This is a genomic window from Flavobacterium succinicans LMG 10402 (assembly GCF_000611675.1).
Taxonomy (GTDB): Bacteria; Bacteroidota; Bacteroidia; order Flavobacteriales; family Flavobacteriaceae; genus Flavobacterium; species Flavobacterium succinicans.
The window spans coordinates 155,203-173,719 of record NZ_JATV01000002.1 but is presented as its reverse complement, the minus strand read 5'-3'; the positions used below and the strand labels follow the sequence as shown (position 1 = coordinate 173,719).

The 18,517-nt window shown below is 37.8% G+C and carries 17 protein-coding genes; 13 read left to right on the top strand and 4 right to left on the bottom strand.

The genetic code is table 11. The features are described 5' to 3' along the window. Positions 1-55: 55 nt before the first annotated feature. From AO58_RS0102310 to moaA, 13 genes are all read left to right on the top strand, one after another. Entirely contained in the window at positions 56-2,272 is a 2,217-nt protein-coding gene (locus AO58_RS0102310; protein WP_024980156.1) for a molybdopterin oxidoreductase family protein, read from the top strand. Positions 2,273-2,288: 16 nt separating this feature from the next. Continuing rightward, positions 2,289-2,858 carry a 4Fe-4S dicluster domain-containing protein gene (locus AO58_RS0102305; RefSeq protein WP_024980155.1) on the top strand — a complete coding sequence of 190 codons (570 nt, stop codon included), beginning with the start codon at positions 2,289-2,291 and terminating at the stop codon, positions 2,856-2,858. A gap of 99 nt (positions 2,859-2,957) precedes the next feature. Then, entirely contained in the window at positions 2,958-3,473 is a 516-nt protein-coding gene (locus tag AO58_RS0102300) for a QcrA and Rieske domain-containing protein (protein ID WP_024980154.1), read from the top strand. 15 nt (positions 3,474-3,488) lie between these two features. Continuing rightward, positions 3,489-3,737 carry a DUF6755 family protein gene (locus tag AO58_RS0102295; protein WP_024980153.1) on the top strand — a complete coding sequence of 83 codons (249 nt, stop codon included), beginning with the start codon at positions 3,489-3,491 and terminating at the stop codon, positions 3,735-3,737. Between the two features lie 77 nt (positions 3,738-3,814). Continuing rightward, the gene (locus tag AO58_RS0102290; RefSeq protein WP_024980152.1) at positions 3,815-4,984 is read left to right on the top strand and encodes a molybdopterin molybdotransferase MoeA; all 1,170 of its coding nucleotides are present in this window, start codon (positions 3,815-3,817) and stop codon (positions 4,982-4,984) included. A 114-nt stretch (positions 4,985-5,098) separates the two neighbouring features. Next, positions 5,099-5,422, top strand: coding sequence for a winged helix-turn-helix domain-containing protein (locus AO58_RS0102285; RefSeq protein WP_024980151.1), 324 nt, complete (start codon positions 5,099-5,101; stop codon positions 5,420-5,422). Position 5,423: 1 nt separating this feature from the next. Next, positions 5,424-6,173, top strand: coding sequence for a sulfite exporter TauE/SafE family protein (locus AO58_RS0102280; protein ID WP_035717243.1), 750 nt, complete (start codon positions 5,424-5,426; stop codon positions 6,171-6,173). 87 nt (positions 6,174-6,260) lie between these two features. Beyond that, positions 6,261-6,830 carry a molybdenum cofactor guanylyltransferase gene (gene mobA / locus AO58_RS0102275; RefSeq protein WP_024980149.1) on the top strand — a complete coding sequence of 190 codons (570 nt, stop codon included), beginning with the start codon at positions 6,261-6,263 and terminating at the stop codon, positions 6,828-6,830. Continuing rightward, positions 6,827-7,069 (top strand): MoaD/ThiS family protein, encoded by a 243-nt coding sequence (locus tag AO58_RS0102270; protein ID WP_024980148.1) that lies wholly within the window; start codon positions 6,827-6,829, stop codon positions 7,067-7,069. Before mobA ends, AO58_RS0102270 begins: the two co-directional genes overlap by 4 nt. Positions 7,070-7,351: 282 nt before the next feature. Next, positions 7,352-8,431, top strand: coding sequence for a HesA/MoeB/ThiF family protein (locus AO58_RS0102265; RefSeq protein ID WP_024980147.1), 1,080 nt, complete (start codon positions 7,352-7,354; stop codon positions 8,429-8,431). A gap of 214 nt (positions 8,432-8,645) precedes the next feature. Next, a complete protein-coding gene (locus tag AO58_RS0102260; protein WP_024980146.1) occupies positions 8,646-9,140 on the top strand; it encodes a molybdenum cofactor biosynthesis protein MoaE in 495 nt (164 codons plus the stop codon). Between the two features lie 125 nt (positions 9,141-9,265). Next, on the top strand, positions 9,266-10,180 hold the full coding sequence (gene moaCB / locus AO58_RS0102255; RefSeq protein WP_024980145.1) for a bifunctional molybdenum cofactor biosynthesis protein MoaC/MoaB: 915 nt from the start codon (positions 9,266-9,268) through the stop codon (positions 10,178-10,180). Further along, positions 10,170-11,177: a GTP 3',8-cyclase MoaA gene (moaA, locus tag AO58_RS0102250; RefSeq protein ID WP_024980144.1), complete on the top strand. Its 1,008-nt coding sequence runs from the start codon at positions 10,170-10,172 to the stop codon at positions 11,175-11,177. The genes moaCB and moaA overlap by 11 nt, the downstream gene beginning before the upstream one ends. A 258-nt stretch (positions 11,178-11,435) precedes the next feature. Here the strand turns inward: moaA and AO58_RS0102245 are convergent, their stop codons facing one another. The 4 genes from AO58_RS0102245 to AO58_RS0102230 all read right to left on the bottom strand — a co-directional run bounded on the left by AO58_RS0102245 (position 11,436) and on the right by AO58_RS0102230 (position 18,387). Continuing rightward, positions 11,436-14,315 (bottom strand): type I restriction endonuclease subunit R, encoded by a 2,880-nt coding sequence (locus AO58_RS0102245; RefSeq protein WP_024980143.1) that lies wholly within the window; start codon positions 14,313-14,315, stop codon positions 11,436-11,438. Continuing rightward, positions 14,312-15,007 (bottom strand): transposase, encoded by a 696-nt coding sequence (locus tag AO58_RS0102240; RefSeq protein WP_024980142.1) that lies wholly within the window; start codon positions 15,005-15,007, stop codon positions 14,312-14,314. Before AO58_RS0102240 ends, AO58_RS0102245 begins: the two co-directional genes overlap by 4 nt. Positions 15,008-15,450: 443 nt before the next feature. After that, positions 15,451-16,650, bottom strand: a complete 1,200-nt coding sequence (locus tag AO58_RS0102235; protein WP_024980141.1) for a restriction endonuclease subunit S — start codon at positions 16,648-16,650, stop codon at positions 15,451-15,453. A 138-nt stretch (positions 16,651-16,788) separates the two neighbouring features. Then, a complete protein-coding gene (locus tag AO58_RS0102230; RefSeq protein WP_024980140.1) occupies positions 16,789-18,387 on the bottom strand; it encodes a type I restriction-modification system subunit M in 1,599 nt (532 codons plus the stop codon). Between the last annotated feature and the right edge of the window lie 130 nt (positions 18,388-18,517).

Below are 18,517 nucleotides of genomic sequence, written 5' to 3'. Positions count from 1 at the left end.
AAAATCCCAATCACTAATTCCCCCTTTGGGGGTTAGGGGGCTAATAATATATAAAATGGCAAAATTACCTACAGCAGAAGAAAATATCATTGCCAAGTTTGGGCCACATTTGAATTATGCTCCCAAGGATGGTTACGACGGTAAAGACGAACCTGACAAAAATGTAAAAACCCATTGTTGCTTTTGTGGTATGCAGTGTGGCATTGAGTTATTGGTCAAAGACAATAAAGTGGTTGGTTTTGAACCTTGGATGGAATTTCCATTTAACGAAGGAAGATTGTGTCCCAAAGGAGTACAACGCTATTTGCAAAACAATCATCCAGACCGATTACTTTCTCCACTTAAAAGGATTGAGGGTAAAGGATTTGTACCTACTTCTTGGGACGAGGCTTTAGGTACAACCGTTTCAGAAATACAACGTATTCAGGAAAAATATGGTAAAGATGCTTTTTCGATGCTTTCAGGTGTTTCATTGACCAACGAAAAAAGTTATTTGGTTGGAAAATTTGCTAGGGTAGCCTTAAAAACCAAAAACTTAGATTATAACGGTCGTTTGTGCATGGTGAGTGCAGGAGCGGGTAATAAAAAAGCCTTTGGTTTGGACAGAGCTTCAAATAACTATTCTGATTTAGAATATGCCGAAGTCATTATTGTGGCTGGGGCCAATATTAGTGAAACGTTTCCTACGCTAACCCATTGGATTTGGAAAGCACGTGACCGTGGTGCTAAGATTATTGTTGTCGATCCAAGGATGATTCCTTTAGCAAGAACAGCCGATATTCATTTGGATGTTCGTCCAGGAACGGATTCAGCTTTGTATGGTGCTATGTTGAAATATTTAGTAGATCATGATCTTTTGGATCACGATTTTATTGATAATTACACTTCTGGATTTCAAGAAACCATTGATGCGGTTAAAGATTATACTCTAGAATGGGCAGAGGAAGTGACCGGAATTGATCGAAATAAAATAAAGGCTGCAGCGGAATTATGGGGCAAAGCAAAAACTAGTTTTTTATTACACGCACGAGGAATTGAACACCATTCTAAAGGAGTAGATAATGTTGTAGGCTGTATTAATTTAGTATTGGCAACAGGTAGAATCGGGAAACCTTATTGTGGTTACGGAACGATAACAGGGCAAGGGAATGGTCAGGGAGGAAGAGAACACGGTCATAAATGTGATCAATTACCTGGAAATCGCGACATTGAAAACCCTGAACACCGTAAGTATATTTCTGAAGTATGGGGAATCAATGAAAAAGACTTACCCGGAAAAGGTTTGTCTGCTTATGAAATTATCGAAGCCATTCACCGTGGAGAAATTAAGGGATTGATTTCGATTTGTTTCAACCCTCTAGTGTCATTACCAAACAGCAATTACGTACGTGAAGCACTAGAGAAATTAGAATACTACGTTTGTATTGACTTTTTCTTGAATGAAACGGCTCGTCATGCCGATATGATTTTAGCGGGTTCCTTACAAGAAGAAGAGGAAGGCACTACTACTTCGGCAGAAGGTCGCGTCATCCGTATTCGTCAAGCAGTAACGCCTCCAGGTGATGCTAGAACGGATACTTCTATTTTATTAGAGTTGGCGGATCGCTTGGGAGCTAAGGATAAATTTACTTATGAAAATAGTGAGGCAATTTTTAACGAATTACGAGTAGCGTCTAAAGGAGGAACAGCCGATTATAACGGAATTACCTATAAAAGAATAGAAGATAATATGGGTATTTTTTGGCCATGTCCCACCGAGGATCATCCTGGAACTCCAAGACTTTGGGAAGATAAAAAATTTAAAACTCCAGACGGTAAAGCGCATTTTAATCCTGCACCATATAAATTACCGGGCGAAGTAGTTGATGCAGATTATCCAGTGGTTTTGACTACAGGTCGAGTGGTTTCTCAGTATTTAAGTGGAACACAAACTCGACGTATAGGGAAATTAGTAGATCAATTTCCAGAACCGCTGCTAGAAATTCATCCCAAATTGGCTGAGCAATATGGTATTCAACAACGAGAATTAGTAAAAGTGTCTACTCGAAGGGGTGAAGGAATTTTTCCTGCGAATATAGTTGAAACCATCAGAGAAGATACTGTTTTTATCCCTTATCATTGGTCAGGAAAAAAATCAGCGAATCAGTTAACACCAGGAACTTTAGATCCCGTTTCTAAAATACCTGAATTTAAAGTTTGCGCTTGTCATTTGGAACCCCTAAAAGAAATAGCTGGACCTTCTAGAGAATCAACTGCATTTGCTAGTGTTTAATCTATAAAAAAGAAATATGAATTACACCAGTTTCAATACAAACGAGGAATTTTTTGTAGATATGCAAAGATGCATTGGTTGCAAAGCTTGTGAAATGGCTTGTGCCGAATGCGAGACTAATGGACAGGACTCTATGATTCATGTCAATTATGTAGATAGAGCGTCGACAATCCAAACCACAGTTCAGGTTTGTATGCATTGCGATGATCCAGTATGTGCCAATGTTTGCCCAGCCGATGCCATCTCAAAAGACGAGTTCGGTATCGTGCATACCGCCAATACTGAACGTTGTATAGGTTGTTCCAATTGTGTGATGGCTTGTCCGTTTGGCGTGCCCAAAAAAGAGGAATCCTACGATTTGATGATGAAGTGTACCATGTGTTATGACCGAACAAGCATTGGTAAAAAACCCATGTGTGCAACTGTTTGTCCTAGTGGTGCTTTGTTTTATGGAACCCGAGCCGAAATAGAAGAAATGCGTCCCAATAGTAGTCCAATCAATACTTTTATTTTTGGAAAAGAAGTGGTCAATACCAAAGTTAATATTATGATGCCTAAAGGAAGTACGGAATTAATCATTTATTAAAAATTCCCAACTCCAAAGGGGTAACTTCACAGCACATTAAACACCAATAACCGACAACTCACAACTCATAACTAATAACCGAAAACAGATAACTGTCTTATGTCAAAAGAAGATAATTTAAATAAAAATTGGAAAAAAGATTTTCCTATTCTCAAGCAGCAAGCGAGTAATGTTAGCCGACGAGATTTCGCTAAGTTTCTTACGCTAGTTTCTGGCGGATTAATGGTAGGAAGTGGACTAGTAGCCGCAAAAGCTTACATACTTCCAAAAGAGGAAGTAGAAGGCGAGCATTTTGTGTGTAAAAAAGACGAAATTCCTGTAGGTGGCACTCGTGCATTTGTCATTGAAGGCAGTACTATTCCCTACATTTTGATACATTTAGAATCAGGTGAATTCAAAGCTTATGAACAAAAGTGTACTCATTTGTCTTGCTCTGTTTTTTATAAACCGGGTACAAATGTAATTTATTGCCCTTGTCATAACGGCTCCTTTGATGCCAATACAGGAGAAGTGTTAGCAGGGCCTCCACCAAGAGCATTACCAAACTTAGAAGTTTTTTTAAAAGGAAACGATCTCTATGTAAAAGCAGGGCAACAGGAAGCTAAAGTAGTTTAAACTAACAAAAATATTATGAGCACTTTTAGAACCAGTCAGAATCAAGCCAATCCTAACAAACTTAATAATATCCTTTCTACGTTGATATTCATTTTGATATTGAATGTCACCATACAAATTTGGTTGTTGTATGCCGCTTTGAACAATGCATTAGAAAACAATCGAGAGATATTAATTCCTGCTTTTATAGCATCTTTAATTCTTTTTTTAATCGGTTTTGGATGGTTGTACTATTTGCCTTCAGGGAATAAACAACAACAATAAAGACGATTTATGTTACATTCTGACACAGTAAAATCAATTCGGAATTGTATTTTTGAAAGCATCAAAAACTGATTTTTATGATTACCGTTTCAGAAGCCTTCTCAATTTTACAAAGTAATATACCAACTCCTCAAGAAGAAAATTGTTCTTTGCTTGAAGCTAGAAAAAAGATACTTTCACAATCCATCCTTTCACCAATCAATATGCCTCCTTTTCGACAATCGGCTATGGATGGTTATGTGGTTTGCTTACATGAAAGTTTGAGCTATCAAATTATTGGTGAAATCAAAGCGGGTGATGCCGAATCTTTTGTATTGCAACCAGGTCAAGCTGTAAAAATATTCACTGGCGCTCCTGTACCTGATTCGGGACAAGCCATGATTCCGATTGAGAAAGTTTTAGTTGAGCAATCAGTTTTAACCTTGCAAACCATTCCAAAACTCCATGATAACATTCGACCTATAGGAGAGCAAATTAAAAAGGAAGATCTAGCTCTTGAAAAAGGTACGTTACTAGATGCTGCAGCTATAGGTTTTTTGGCTGCTTTGGGGGTAACTAGTGTGCCGGTGTATAAAAAACAAAGTGTAGGTATAGTGGTAACAGGCAACGAATTGCTTGCTCCTGGTTTGCCTTTGACTTACGGGAAAGTGTATGAAAGTAATGGTGTAATGTTGGAAGTCGCCTTATTAGATGCTTTTTATCAAAATGTGACGCTGTATTCAGTAAAAGACGATTTTGAAAGTACTAAAAATACCCTTCAAGAAGCTATAGCTCATCATGAAGTGGTGCTGGTTTCTGGTGGGATTTCGGTAGGGGATTATGATTTTGTAGCGCAAGCACTTCAGGAATTACAAGTAAAAACCTTGTTTCATACAGTGAATCAAAAACCTGGGAAACCTCTTTTTGCAGGAAAAGTAAATGAAAAGATGATTTTTGCATTGCCTGGAAATCCTGCGGCTTGTTTGACCTGTTTTTATGTGTATGTGTTGCCAACATTGCAAATGATTTCTGGTGCATCTGCTCGGTTTGATGCTACAAAACGAATAGGTATCAAAGATAATTTAACGGTAAATGCTACTCGTTCTCAATTTTTAAAAGCTTTTGTTACTGACGAAGGGGTGAAGATTTTATCGCATCAAGCCTCGTCAATGTTGAATTCTTTTTCGCTTGCCAATGCGTTGGTTTATGTACCCGAAGGCAATTATGAATTACAAAAAGGAGATATGGTACAGGTCTATTTGCTCTAGTCTGAATTTCAGTATTTCACATCAGCATTTGATAGATAAGAATACTTTATGATGTTAAGTAGGGTGGAATACAATACATTTCGTTATATTTGATAAAAGATAACGAAACGACAATTGAAAATTAAAAGTAAAATTTGGATTGAATCCGAGGATGGAATTTTGATAAGCGAAGGTCGCGTAAAGCTGCTAAAGCTTATAGACGAGACAGGCTCGTTGAACAAAGCCGCAAAAGCCATGAATTTGTCGTATCAAAAAGCGTGGAAGTTGGTGGACGAATCTAACCGATCAGCACCTAGCCCTTTGATAACAACTCAAGTTGGAGGAAAAAGTGGAGGAGGCTCGGTTTTGACTCCTTACGGTAAATCTTTAATCGCTTCATTTGAAGCCATCAATCGCTCTTGTTGGACATTTTTAGACGAACAATTAAAACAATTATAGTATGACGGTTGCTTTGCTTTTTGATTCACCACTCTTGTTACTACTTTTGCCCATTGTGGCTTTTTTGTACGCTAGTGTGGGGCATGGTGGAGCAAGTGGCTATTTGGCTTTGATGAGTCTTTTTGCCTTGCCCATGACGTTTATGAAACCAACCGCTTTGGTGTTGAATATTTTAGTTTCGGCGGTATCTTTTTATTTTTATTATAAAGAAAAAAAAATGAATTGGTTGTTGTTTTATCCTTTTGCAATTACCTCGATTCCGTTTTCTTTTTTAGGTGGTTTTTTGACGATTAATGCGTTTTATTATAAAATCATGTTAGCCACTGTTTTGGTTTTTGCAGTGCTAAGATTACTGGGATTTTTTGGAAAAGAAATAACGGAATTACGAGCGGTAAATCTTCCTTTGGCCTTGGGTATTGGTGCTGTAATTGGTTTTTTGTCGGGGTTATTAGGAATCGGAGGGGGAATTGTATTGAGTCCCGTACTCTTGCTTTTGGGCTGGGCGAATATGAAACAAACTGCCGCGGTTTCGGCATTATTTATTTTGGTGAATTCAATTTCTGGATTAATTGGTTTTGTTTCCAAAGGGGGTATTGTACCAGAAGCCTCATTACCATTGATAGGAATTGTTTTTGTAGGAGGATTATTGGGAGCCTTTTTTGGTAGTAAAAAAATGAATACCCATCAGTTGCGTTACGTTTTAGCTTTGGTATTAGGTATTGCTATTTTAAAATTGTATACAACCGCATAAGAAGATAATAGACGAAAGATAAAAGACTTAAAAAAGAAATCGATTTAATACGTCATTGAATATTTTTCAATTAATTAGAATAGAGCTATGGAAAACGTTATAACTGCTTATATTTTGGCTGGAGGGAAAAGTCAGCGCATGGGTACAGACAAAGGTTTTTTGGAATGGAAAGGACAATCTTTTATGGCCAATATTATCGCTGCGGTAACGCCTGTAGTGGGGGGGAATATCGTAATTGTCTCTTCGGATGAACGATATGATGCTTTGGGTGTAACCCGTATTTCGGATATTGTTTCCAACAAAGGACCCTTGGGAGGAATCTATAGCGCTTTGAAACATACCGCTACCAAACGGAATCTGATTTTGAGTGTCGATGTTCCAATGATTTCCTCCGAATTGCTACAGTGGTTGGTCGATGCTCACTCAAATGCATATCAAATGACGCAAGTACAAGTCGATGAAAAATCCTGTCCTTTGGTGGCAGTGTATGATCGGTCGGTACGGATTCTTTTGCCAGAATTTTTATCAGCAAACCAATTAAAAGTAAGGAAATTTGTCGAAGAGCTTAGCCATCAAACCCTAAGTGTTCCTGAACAATGGAGTGCCCAATTACAAAATATCAATACACCTGAAGAGTATAAAAATTTAAATCAATGAGAGTTACGCTAAAATATTTTGGTTTGCTGGCAGAAATCACCCATTGCCCTGAAGAATCATTAGAATTGAAGGCCGATGTGACTACACTTTTGGGATTGAAAAGTGCAATCGAAAATCGTTTTCCCGCTTTTCAAAAAACAGTTTATAGCATTGCTTTGAATCGATCCTTATGCAATGACGAAGTTGCTTTAAAAGAAGCTGACGTTATCGCTTTTTTACCTCCATTTGCTGGAGGATGATAAAGAACTTTTTTTGCTATTCACAAATTATTAAAAAAATGAAACATTTAAGTCAATTAAGTTTTTAAATAGTAGCAATTTCATTTATAAAATGAGTGGTAAAAGTTCATAGGAGCGGATTGAAAATAGTATTTAAAGCAAAATGCATCAGATTGTTTTTATTATTGAATCGAATTCAAGGATTTACTTTTATGGACTTCATTTTTTCTTTAAAACCTAGTCAATCAAAAGGATGCTTACATGACTTAAATGTTTAAACAGAATTAATTACAATACTTTAAAATGCAAAACAACACTCGCTATTCCCGACAAATCATCCTTTCTGAAGTGGGTGACCACGGCCAGCAAAAACTACAAAACGCTCGTGTTTTGGTGATTGGTGCTGGTGGATTGGGTTGTCCCGTTTTGCAGAACTTAGTAATAGCTGGTGTCGGACATATCGGAATTGCAGATGGCGATGTGGTCGACGAATCCAACTTGCATCGGCAACCATTGTATACGATTTCGGAGGTTGGGAAGCCCAAAGTCATGGTGGCAAAACAAGCCTTAACAGCGCTCAATCCTGAAGTGGAAATTGAAGTTTTTCCTGAATTTTTCGAGCCTAATAATGCAGGAACTATTGTAGCAAAGTACCAAATCATAGTCGATTGTACTGATACCATTAGCGTTCGGTATTTGATTAACGATGTGGCGGTGGCCAAAAGAATTCCAGTCGTGTACGCTTCTATTCACAAATTTCAAGGGCAAGTTTCGGTGTTTAACTATCAAAATGGACCTTCTTATCGCTGTTTGTTTCCTGAAAATGAAGAGGGAATAACCATTCCGAGTTGTGCGATGTCGGGTGTTCTGGGAGTGGTTCCACAAGTCTTAGGAAGCTTTCAAGCTACGGAAGTGCTGAAAATTATTTTAGGAATCGGAGATGTCTTGTCAGGGAAAGTCTTGCTGTATGATGCTTTGAATGGTCAAACCCAAATCATAAATTTCGCCAAAAATCAAAAAGCGATTGAAAAGGGAGTAGTTAACGGAAATAAGATATTGAATAGTAAGAAACCGCACAATGTTCTGAGCCCAGCCATTTTTTTAGAAAAATGCAATCATCCTGAAGTAGTTGTAATTGACGTTCGGGAATTGGATGAAAGTCCTGAACATAAAGGAACGAATATTCTTCTGGTTCCTTTGAGTGAATTAGCGGATTACAGTGAAAAATTGAATAAAAATCAGGAAATAATACTGTTTTGCCAAACAGGTCAGCGGAGTCTTGCAGCGATGCAGTACCTGCAAAAATCAGGATTTACTAGTGTTTCCCATTTGGAAAAAGGCATCGCATCTTTGAAAAACCAAAATAAAAGTATAACCACATAGAATCATAGTGTATGTATAAAGAGTTAAAGACCTAATAGGAATAGCACTATTTCACACATAGATAAGCTATGTGAATAGTGAAACGTCTATTTTTTCTTAATTAAAACAACTACAAATTCTATGATTCTATGTGGTAAATACCTTTACCAATCCAACATAATTAAAATAATAGTTGGTAAAACTATGTGTCAATTGTTACCAAAAAAATAATAATATGAGCAAAAAAGAAAATACAGTTCCTAATGCTGCTCCCTCCCTTTCGGGGAGGGCTGGGGTGGGGCACAAAAGCTCCTTTATCCAAGGACAAATCACCGCCGAGTTCATAGGGAATTCCATAGCCAAGCACCAAAGCAAAACCAGCATTGGAGCTCATAACATATTTCTCGGACAAGTGCGTGCCGACGAAATTAACGGAAAAAAAGTAACAGCCATCGAGTATTTGGCTTATGAAGAAATGGCAGAAGCTTCATTCCATAGCATACGCGAATCGGCTTTTGAAAAATACGATTTAACCTGTATGCATATTTACCATAGTTTAGGGAAGGTGAATGCGGGAGAAATTTGCCTTTTTGTCTTTGTTTCCGCTCCGAGACGCAAAGTAGTTTTCGAAGCCTTGGAATATTTGGTGGAAGAAATCAAAGAAAAAGTCCCCGTTTTCGGAAAAGAAATTTTTGAAGACGAAACCTATGTTTGGAAAGAGAATAAGTGATAGGTTTTTAGTAATTAGCTGTCAGTCCTTAGCTTTTAGATAAAGACTTAAATAACTAACATTAAATTTTAAACCTTAAACCTTAAACTTTTAAACCCTAAACTATTAACCCACAAACCCTAAAAATGGTAGACATCACCCATAAAATAATCACCCAACGTACTGCAACGGCTCAAGCGATAGTAAAAGTTGGGACACCTGCCACGATGCAAGCGATTGTCAACAAAACCGTACCCAAAGGAGACGTTCTAGAAGTAGCCCGAACTGCTGGTTTGTTCGCGGTAAAAAACACCTCCAATGCCATTCCGGATTGTCATCCTATACCGATTGAATACACCGGAATTGAATACGAATTATTAGAGGATTCTATACTAATAAAGGTGACCGTAAAAGCCATTTACCGAACCGGCGTTGAGGTTGAAGCCATGCACGGTGCTTCTATTGTGGCCTTGACCATGTATGATATGCTCAAACCTATCGACAAACAAGTCGAAATTTCGACCATCAAACTCCTACACAAAAAAGGCGGTAAATCCGATTTTGGCGCCAAAGAGAGACGGGATTTGTCTGTAGCGGTCATCGTGTGTTCCGATAGTGTGTCGGCTGGCAAAAAAGAAGATCGTGCGGGTAAAGTCATCACCGAGAAAATAACGAATTTAGGGTTGAAGATATCTCATTATGCCATTATTCCAGATGAAATCAAAAACATTCAAACCACTATCAACCAACTCTGTGAAGACCAAAAAGAGTTAATTGTTCTAACCGGCGGCACAGGTTTGTCCAATCGAGACGTTACACCAGAGGCGATTATTCCATTATTAGATCGCCGAATTCCTGGTATCGAAGAAGCGATACGTTCCTACGGACAACAGCGCACGCCTTATGCTATGTTATCTAGAAGTGTGGTGGGTTTCAAAGGTAATACGTTAATTATGGCTTTGCCAGGATCTACGGCAGGAGCTAGCGAATCTATCGATGCTGTTTTTCCATCGGTTTTGCATTTGTTCCAACTTTTAAATGGCTTTAATCATGGTCAATAATTCCTTTTTGTTGCAGGATACGCACCAGCGTAATCATTCTTATTTGCGTATTTCGATTACCGAAAAATGCAATTTGAGATGTACCTATTGCATGCCTGCCGAAGGAATTGCATTAACGCCAAGACCTCATTTAATGACCGAAGACGAGATTGTTGCCATTGCGCAAACCTTTGTGGATTTGGGCGTGACCAAAATTCGACTTACGGGCGGTGAACCTTTAGTGCGTAAGGAAGCTCACAGTATTATCGAGCGATTGGGACAATTGGGGGTTCAGCTTACTCTGACGACCAACGGATTGTTGGTTCACGATTTTATTCCCACGTTTAAAAAAGCAGGAATAAATGCGCTGAATGTAAGCATTGACAGCTTGCAAAAAGAAAAATACAAAGCCATAACGCGTAGGGATTCTTTGGATCTGTTATGGAAAAACATAGAATTGTTGTTGCAAAATGATTTTCAAGTTAAGTTAAATGTGGTGGTAATCAAAGGCTTTAATGACAATGAAATTTTAGATTTTATTGCATTGACCAAAGCACAAAATCTTCAAATCCGTTTTATCGAGTTCATGCCTTTTGATGGCAATCAATGGAACAAAGAAAAATTGGTTTCCTATGCCGAAATCATCGAACAAGTACATTCGGTCTATTCGGAAACCCAATTGCTCCGAATGCAAGACCAGCCCAACGATACCGCTAAAAATTATAAAATCGAAGGGTTTAAAGGTAGTTTCTCCATCATTAGTTCTGTTACCAATCCGTTTTGCAGTACCTGCAACCGCATTCGCCTCACCGCAGATGGGAAATTAAAAAACTGCTTATTTTCCAATTCAGAAACGGCTTTGTTGCCCAGTTTGAGAGCAGGAGAAGCCATAGCCCCCCTCATTTATAAAAATATCCAATCCAAACACGCCATGCGCGGCGGTATGGATGACGATGCCAAGTTCCAGAATCCCGATTTTTTCTCTCAGAATAGAAGCATGATTAAGATTGGGGGATGATAGAGTTAAAACTTGGAATATCGTAACTATTTAGTTTTTTGGGACATTAATTGCCTCCAACTTTAGTTGGAGGGGTGAAATTTTAAATATTTAAAGGCTTTAGCCAAAATCAGCTGCTTTTATTTGGCTAAAGCCAACACAATCCATCCCAATAACTCCAGCTAAAGCTGGAGCCAATTGAAAGCACGACAACCTGAATAGTTACAAAAGTTTTAACATCTTGATTTTTAATATGGATATTGCTTTTATAATTTTTTTCTAAGCCATCATTCCCTTCACAAAGATCTCTACAAATTCCTTCATTTTGGCAATGATGCGGTCGCCGATAGTTCTGGCTTGTAGGATGCTGGGTCGGTTGTCAAGGCATTGGAATACTTCATCTTTTATGGGTTCTCTACCGCTGTAGATGTAGGCATCTATTAGGGCTTTGAATTGGGCTTTGTCCAGGTGTTCTTCTTCGCACAATTTGCCTAACGCCAAAACTTTTTGGTCTAGCCAGTATTTTTCAAATTCGTCTTCGATGTTGTCGCCGTCTTTGATGTTGGGGAGGTTTTCGTCAATGAATTTCTGAATCAACTCGCGTTTGCTTCGCAACTGAATATCGCCTCCCAATAAATCAATGATAGCTTTCTTTTGTGCAGCTGCTGCCGATGGTGTTTTTTCTCCTTTCAATTGCGCTAACAATTTCAGGATATAGGCCACATTAATTTGATCACGATGAATTAATTCCAATTCAAAATCAATATCATCCAAAATAGATGTTTTTTGCTTTTGCGTATCTTGTTTTACTTTTTCGTAAATGTCTAGGTATTTGCTTTTGTAATCTTCAAATTCTTGTTCCTCAATTGGTAAATCTTCCCAATCAAAATCTGCGTAGGATTGCAAGACATTCATGGCACGCATTAACTTTCTGAAGGCTTGTACAAACTTTGCTTCGTCTTCTTCGCTCTTCAAGTCATTTACGCTTTGGTGCGTTGGGGTGATTTCTCGCAACAACTTTAGGGCTTCGTCAAATTTCTCGGCTATTTTTTCATAGTCTGGCATAGTGACTACTTCGATGGCCTCTTTATTCGAAAACAACGTAATGGCATCGTCGGTGGCTTTTTTGAGGTTCCTAAAGGCTAGAATGTTTCCTTGTGATTTCTGTTCCCCAAGGATTCGATTGGTTCTAGAATAGGCTTGTATTAAACCGTGTTGTTTCAGGTTTTTATCAACGTAAAGGGTGTTTACTTTTTTGGCATCAAAACCCGTAAGCATCATATTTACGACTATGACAATATCCAATCTATCTTTCTCGTGATTGAAGTTTTCTTTTTCACGGTCTTTTAAGCGTTGGCTGATGTTTTTGAAATAATTTTCAAACTGTTGGCTGTCTTTGGTGGAAAAACTGGTGCCATACATTTTGTTGTAATCTCCAATGTAAGTTTCCAATTTGTCTCTGGTACGCTTGGATTCATAAGGAGTTGGCGCTTCTGCTAATACATCAAAATCGACTTCATCACTGGGTAGATAATCCTTTGCTTCTTCTGAATCTTCATTGGTGCCGTAGGTATAAATAGTTGCTATTCGCAAATCGTGTGCTCCAGCTTCTTTCTTTTGTTGGAATAAATCGTAATACTTGATTAGATTGTCAATACTACTTACTGCCAATAATGCAGAATAGTCTCTATTGAAGGTCTTTTGATTGTGATAGGCGATAATATAATCGACTATTTTGTTGATTCGTTTTTCGGAATCCAATACTTCTTGTTTGTCAATGTCTTCGACTTCGATGTCGATAAACGTATTGCTTTTGTTTTTGTATTTACCAATGTACTCAATCCCAAAACGCAGTACGTTTTGGTCTTTTATAGCATCCGTAATTACGTATTTGTGTAAGCAATTACCAAATAAGTCTTTAGTAGTACGTTTTCCATATTCATTCTTGGAGGCATTTTCGGCAAAAATGGGTGTTCCTGTAAAGCCTATCAATTGGCTTTTTTCAAAGAATTTGGTGATGCGGTCGTGCGTATCGCCAAATTGCGAACGGTGGCACTCGTCAAATATAAAAACGATTTTCTGATGGCGTAAGGCTTCTATTTTGCCCGAAAAACGTTCTGAAATGGCATTGTTTAGTTTTTGAATCGTGGTTAAAACCAACTTTGTATTGTCTGTTAATTGTCTGACTAACGATTGGGTGTTGTTGGTCACATCTACGCTGTCTTTTTTGAACGCGTTGAACTCATTCATCGTTTGGTAATCCAAATCTTTTCTGTCCACCACAAAAACCACTTTGTAGACTTCGGGCAAATCCATCAAAATTTGGCTCGCTTTGAATGAAGTCAGGGTTTTTCCTGAACCCGTGGTGTGCCAAATATAAGCGTTGTCATTGGAGTTTTTAACTTGATGGATAATGGCTTCCGTGGCGAAATATTGGTACGGACGCAGCACCATCATTACTTTGTGGGTTTCGTTGATCACGATATAATGCGCAATCATTTTACCCAAATGTTCTGGGGTTAAGAAGGTAGCGGTAAACTCGGGTAAGTCGGTGATGTTTTTATTATTAGCATCCGCCCAAAAGAAGGTTTGTTTGACCGATTGCAGTTTGTTATTGGCTAGGTATTTAGTATTGACCCCATTGCTGATGACAAACAATTGCACGTATTGAAACAAACCGTGGTTGCTCCAAAAGGAATGCATTTGGTAGCGATTGATTTGGTTGAAGGCTTCTTTGATTTCGATACCAGAACGTTTCAATTCTATTTGGACCAATGGCAAACCATTAACCAAAAGCGTAACATCATAGCGATTGAGATAGCTTCCTTCTAACGATATTTGATTGCTAACCTGATATAAATTTTGGCTTGTATCTTCGGTATTGAAAAAGCGTACATAAAACGAAGTTCCATCTTCTTTAGTCAATTGATACCGATCCCGAAGCGTTTTGGCTTTTTCGAACACATTGCCTTTGGCCAAATGATTCAAAATGGCATCAAACTCTTTAACTGTAAAGGTGGTTTCGTTAAAAAGTTCTAACTGATTTTTGAGATTGGAAACTAACGCATCTCCATCCTGAATTTTTACAAGGGAATAATGCAAACCAATCAATTGCTTGATTAAGTTGTTTTCTAGTGTGGCTTCGGATTGGTGGCTCATTTTTTCTTGTGAAATTTATCTTTGTTCCATTTTGAAGGATTATCTTCTATATAATTTTGAATAGTATCGAATGCTCTTGAATCACGGATAATATGATCGTAAAATCGGGATTGCCAATTAAAATCGGCATGAATTTTACGCATTTCAAAACTACACCTGCCTTTATACCAACGAATGATTCGGGATATATTTTCATGAAACATCGGATTATTATTTCCGGAAAAACCACCTTTTTTATCATCATCATCATCATCATGTACAGGCGCGATTAATCGCGTCTCTACGTGTGCATTTGCATTGGCATTTTCCACATTTTCATTTTTAGACGCGATTAATCGCGTTTGTACGTATTTATTTATAATTAATATGCCATGCATATGATTGGGCATAATGACAAAATTACCCAATTCTACAAAAGGAAATTTATTCGGAATATCTTCCCAAATATCATGGGCAATTTTTCCCAATTCATTCAATTGCATGGCGCATTTTTCATCAATCGTATCCCGTAGAGACGCGATTAATAGCGTCTCTACGTTTGCATTGGAAACATCCGCATTGGAAACAACATCCCCAAACAAACATTTCATTTTATCGGTGCATATTGTGATAAAATAGGCACCATTGGCGCCATAATCCCAATTTTGCAATCGGGCAGATGGAATACGATATTTATTTTGAAATTTTTTCATATTTCATTACTATTAAATATCATCATTTTTTTATCAAATGATTCATTTTGCTATATGCTATCCGCAGTACAGACGCGATTTATCGCGTCTCTATTATTTTTCACAATCCGATTTCACAAATATAGACGCGATAAATCGTATTTCTATCATCCTTCGCAATTCGATTTTATAAATATAGACGCGATAAATCGCGTTTCTACCATCCTTCGCAATTCGATTTTATAAATACAGACGCGATAAATCGCATCTCTACAACATTCGAAATCGCAATTACGGCATGCATTATCTGCAATTCTATCCGTACAGACGCGATTTATCGCGTCTCTTTCATTCCTCCCAATTCGATTTCGCAAATATAGACGCGATAAATCGCGTCTCTACCATTCCCAACAATTTTATAACGCACAAATATAACGCACAAATAGACGCGATAAATCGCGTCTCTACGCAAACATTTTTTGCAACAATCCTTTTTTAAATCCTTGTGTTTTTTCTAATTCGCTATTCGTGTTTTCTATTTTGGTATCGATGCTGGATAAAAAATTGGCGATTTTTTGTTGTTCTGGCAGGGATGGAATTGAAATATGAAATTTTGAAAAATCTGTTTTATTTATTATCGGTAATGTTGTATTTGCTTGCGTTGTTTTGATATATGGAGTTAAATAAAACAGCCAATAATAAACATATTCGAAACTATTAAATTCATTTACGATTAAAGAGTTTATCTGTTGATTTGTAATAGATGGATATTTTGAAATACACATTTTGCCAATTGAAGCAATGCAAGTATAAATTATACTATTAATTGGTAAGGTTTTAATTTTATCACTGCTCTTTACATAACGAGCAGTGTTTTCCTGATATTTAATGTCATCTTTTATATCTGTTGGAGTTATAAATTGTATTTCTCCATCCCACAAATTAGAATCATTTGTACTTGGAGTTTTTCCTGTTACAATTTTTCCAACATCCCCCAACTTTTTCATCTCCCAATCTGGGTAGTCCTTTCCATTCTCGTCTTTGAAGCGCAATTTGCCTGAGAACAATTGTTGCATGACGCCTTTTTTGTATTGCTCTAATAATTCCTTTTTGCGGGACAATTGCTGTATTTTTTCATCGACCGCACTTAAAAAAGAAGCTATTTTTTGTTGCTCTGGGAGGGTGGGAAGAGGAAAGATAGTTTCTCTTAAAGTTTTTAATGATAAATTTTTAATTGTTGAACCAGTTAATTCAGAAATAAAAAAATTTTGAATTTTATCAGTATGAAATACATGAAAATAAAAGTCTGTGTTTTCTTTGAAATTGAAATAACCAACACTTTTTCCCAGCATTACTTTTTCATGATTATATTTTGCAATATTGCCAATTGTTCCATTTAAAGAAATTAATATAGTGTTTTCATTTAGGCTTTTATCATTTTTTGTAAAAATTGTATAATCGACTTTTTTTGTCTTTTCTGTAATTTCAATTTTACCATTTGTTAAATTATTACCATTGATAAAATGAATATCAGAATCGTCAGAATACTTAGGTGTACCATGAAGACCATCCCCAATTTTATGAGCTAATTTTCCTAATTTTATTTCTTCCCATTCCCCATCAAACCCAGGAAATCGCAATTGTGGTACGTTTCCTCTATTCATGGCAGGTGTTTTTTTGCGTTAGGGATAGGAGTGAAAATCCTTTTTTGCCTTTTGTTAGGCAAAAAAGATTGTAACGGATAGCCCGACCCGATAGGGGAACGCCCCAATACTCTTGTATGTACAAATTGGTATTCATGATTAAAATGGGGTTTCGATTCCTAATTCGGTACAAAAATCGGCAATGGTAGCATCGGTTGTTTTGCTTTGGGTGGCTAAGGTGCGCAATTCCTCTGTTATGGCTTGTAGGTCTATGGCATCTTCTTCTTCGAAGGTGTCTACGTAGCGAGGGATATTTAAATTATAATCATTTTCGGCGATGCTTGAAGAGACGCCATGCATGGCGTCTGTACGATTGCCGGAAATGGCGGCGATATGCGAATATTTCTTTTCCTCGGTGCGGTTTTTATAGGTTTCGATTATTTTGTCAATGTCTTCGGTACGCAATACATTTTGGGTTTTTACCTTTTCAAAGTGTTGGCTGGCGTCGATAAACAAAATGTTTTCGGGATTGGTTCGCTTTTTCTTCAACACCAAAATACAAGTCGGGATGCTGGTGCCATAAAAAATATTGGCGGGTAGCCCAATTACGGCATCGAGGTAATTTTTTTCTTTGATTAAATATTCGCGTATGTGTCCTTCGGCACCGCCACGAAACAGCACGCCGTGTGGGAGCACTATGGCCATGGTCCCGTTTTCGTCTAGTTGGTGTACCATGTGTTGTACAAAGGCAAAATCGGCTTTGGAACTTGGCGCTAGTTTTCCGTAGGCGGAGAAACGGTCGTCGTTCATGAACAAAGGACTCGCTGACCAATTGGCCGAAAACGGTGGATTGGCTACAATGGCTTCAAAACGCAAATCGTAATGTTGTGGGCGCTCTAGGGTATCTTCATTCTTGATATCAAAGCGTTTGTAATGCACATCGTGCATAATCATGTTCATACGACAAAGGTTGTAGGTCGTAGGATTCATTTCTTGTCCGTAAAAAGCGCTGACGTCTTTTACTTCTTTGGCTACACGCAACAATAAGGAACCCGAACCACAAGTAGGGTCGTAAACGCTTTTGAGTTGGTCTTTGCCAACGGTCACAAGCTGAGCCAAAATGCTACTGACTTGTTGGGGCGTGTAGAATTCGCCAGCTTTTTTTCCAGCGCCACTAGCAAATTGCCCAATCAAATATTCGTAGGCATCGCCCAGCACATCGCTATCGGTATTTTCTAAATCAAAGTCGATTTCGTCGAGATGCACGAGGACTTTTACAATGAGTTCGTTTTTGTCGGCTTCGGATTTTCCAAGTTTGTGCGAAGTCAAATCGAGGTCGGAAAAGAGGTTTCCAAAATCTTCTTCACTTTCGGAGCCCATAGTGCTTTGCTCAATATGTGTCAATACTTTGGACAAATCGCCCAAGATAAAATTGTTTTTTCCACCTGCGTTGCCTCTGCGTGCCAATTCTGAAAACAATTCCGATGGTAATAAAAAGTAACCTAATTTATCTAAAGCAAGTTGTTTGATTTCTTCTAAAATTGCGGCTTCTTTTGCATGTCCTTCAATGTCCTGAAAGGTTAATCCATCGGGTTGTAGAATGGTGTTGGCATACAAGTCCATCTTTGTACTTAAGTACTTGTAAAAAATAAACCCTAATATGTAATCTCTGAAATCATCGGCATCCATTTTCCCGCGAAGGGTGTTGGCAATATTCCATAGTTGTTGTTCTAACTTTTGTTTTTGTTCGGCTGCCATGAAGCAAGTACTGTTTTGTATTAAAATGAATATAAAATAGCGCTAAAAGTACCGAAATTTTATGGAAGAGAAAGGCGGGAAACCTTAAAATATATGAAAAGAGCGTAGAAATTGATAAGAGATTAGAATT

Excerpts from the sequence above, each read along its gene's own strand:
- AO58_RS0102310 (WP_024980156.1), top strand. The coding sequence starts at position 56 with ATGGCAAAATTACCTACAGCAGAAGAAAATATCATTGCCAAGTTTGGG.
- AO58_RS0102305 (WP_024980155.1), top strand. The coding sequence starts at position 2,289 with ATGAATTACACCAGTTTCAATACAAACGAGGAATTTTTTGTAGATATG.
- AO58_RS0102300 (WP_024980154.1), top strand. The coding sequence starts at position 2,958 with ATGTCAAAAGAAGATAATTTAAATAAAAATTGGAAAAAAGATTTTCCT.
- AO58_RS0102295 (WP_024980153.1), top strand. The coding sequence starts at position 3,489 with ATGAGCACTTTTAGAACCAGTCAGAATCAAGCCAATCCTAACAAACTT.
- AO58_RS0102290 (WP_024980152.1), top strand. The coding sequence starts at position 3,815 with ATGATTACCGTTTCAGAAGCCTTCTCAATTTTACAAAGTAATATACCA.
- AO58_RS0102280 (WP_035717243.1), top strand. The coding sequence starts at position 5,424 with ATGACGGTTGCTTTGCTTTTTGATTCACCACTCTTGTTACTACTTTTG.
- mobA (WP_024980149.1), top strand. The coding sequence starts at position 6,261 with ATGGAAAACGTTATAACTGCTTATATTTTGGCTGGAGGGAAAAGTCAG.
- AO58_RS0102270 (WP_024980148.1), top strand. The coding sequence starts at position 6,827 with ATGAGAGTTACGCTAAAATATTTTGGTTTGCTGGCAGAAATCACCCAT.
- AO58_RS0102265 (WP_024980147.1), top strand. The coding sequence starts at position 7,352 with ATGCAAAACAACACTCGCTATTCCCGACAAATCATCCTTTCTGAAGTG.
- AO58_RS0102260 (WP_024980146.1), top strand. The coding sequence starts at position 8,646 with ATGAGCAAAAAAGAAAATACAGTTCCTAATGCTGCTCCCTCCCTTTCG.
- moaCB (WP_024980145.1), top strand. The coding sequence starts at position 9,266 with ATGGTAGACATCACCCATAAAATAATCACCCAACGTACTGCAACGGCT.
- moaA (WP_024980144.1), top strand. The coding sequence starts at position 10,170 with ATGGTCAATAATTCCTTTTTGTTGCAGGATACGCACCAGCGTAATCAT.
- AO58_RS0102245 (WP_024980143.1), bottom strand. The coding sequence starts at position 14,315 with ATGAGCCACCAATCCGAAGCCACACTAGAAAACAACTTAATCAAGCAA.
- AO58_RS0102240 (WP_024980142.1), bottom strand. The coding sequence starts at position 15,007 with ATGAAAAAATTTCAAAATAAATATCGTATTCCATCTGCCCGATTGCAA.
- AO58_RS0102235 (WP_024980141.1), bottom strand. The coding sequence starts at position 16,650 with ATGAATAGAGGAAACGTACCACAATTGCGATTTCCTGGGTTTGATGGG.
- AO58_RS0102230 (WP_024980140.1), bottom strand. The coding sequence starts at position 18,387 with ATGGCAGCCGAACAAAAACAAAAGTTAGAACAACAACTATGGAATATT.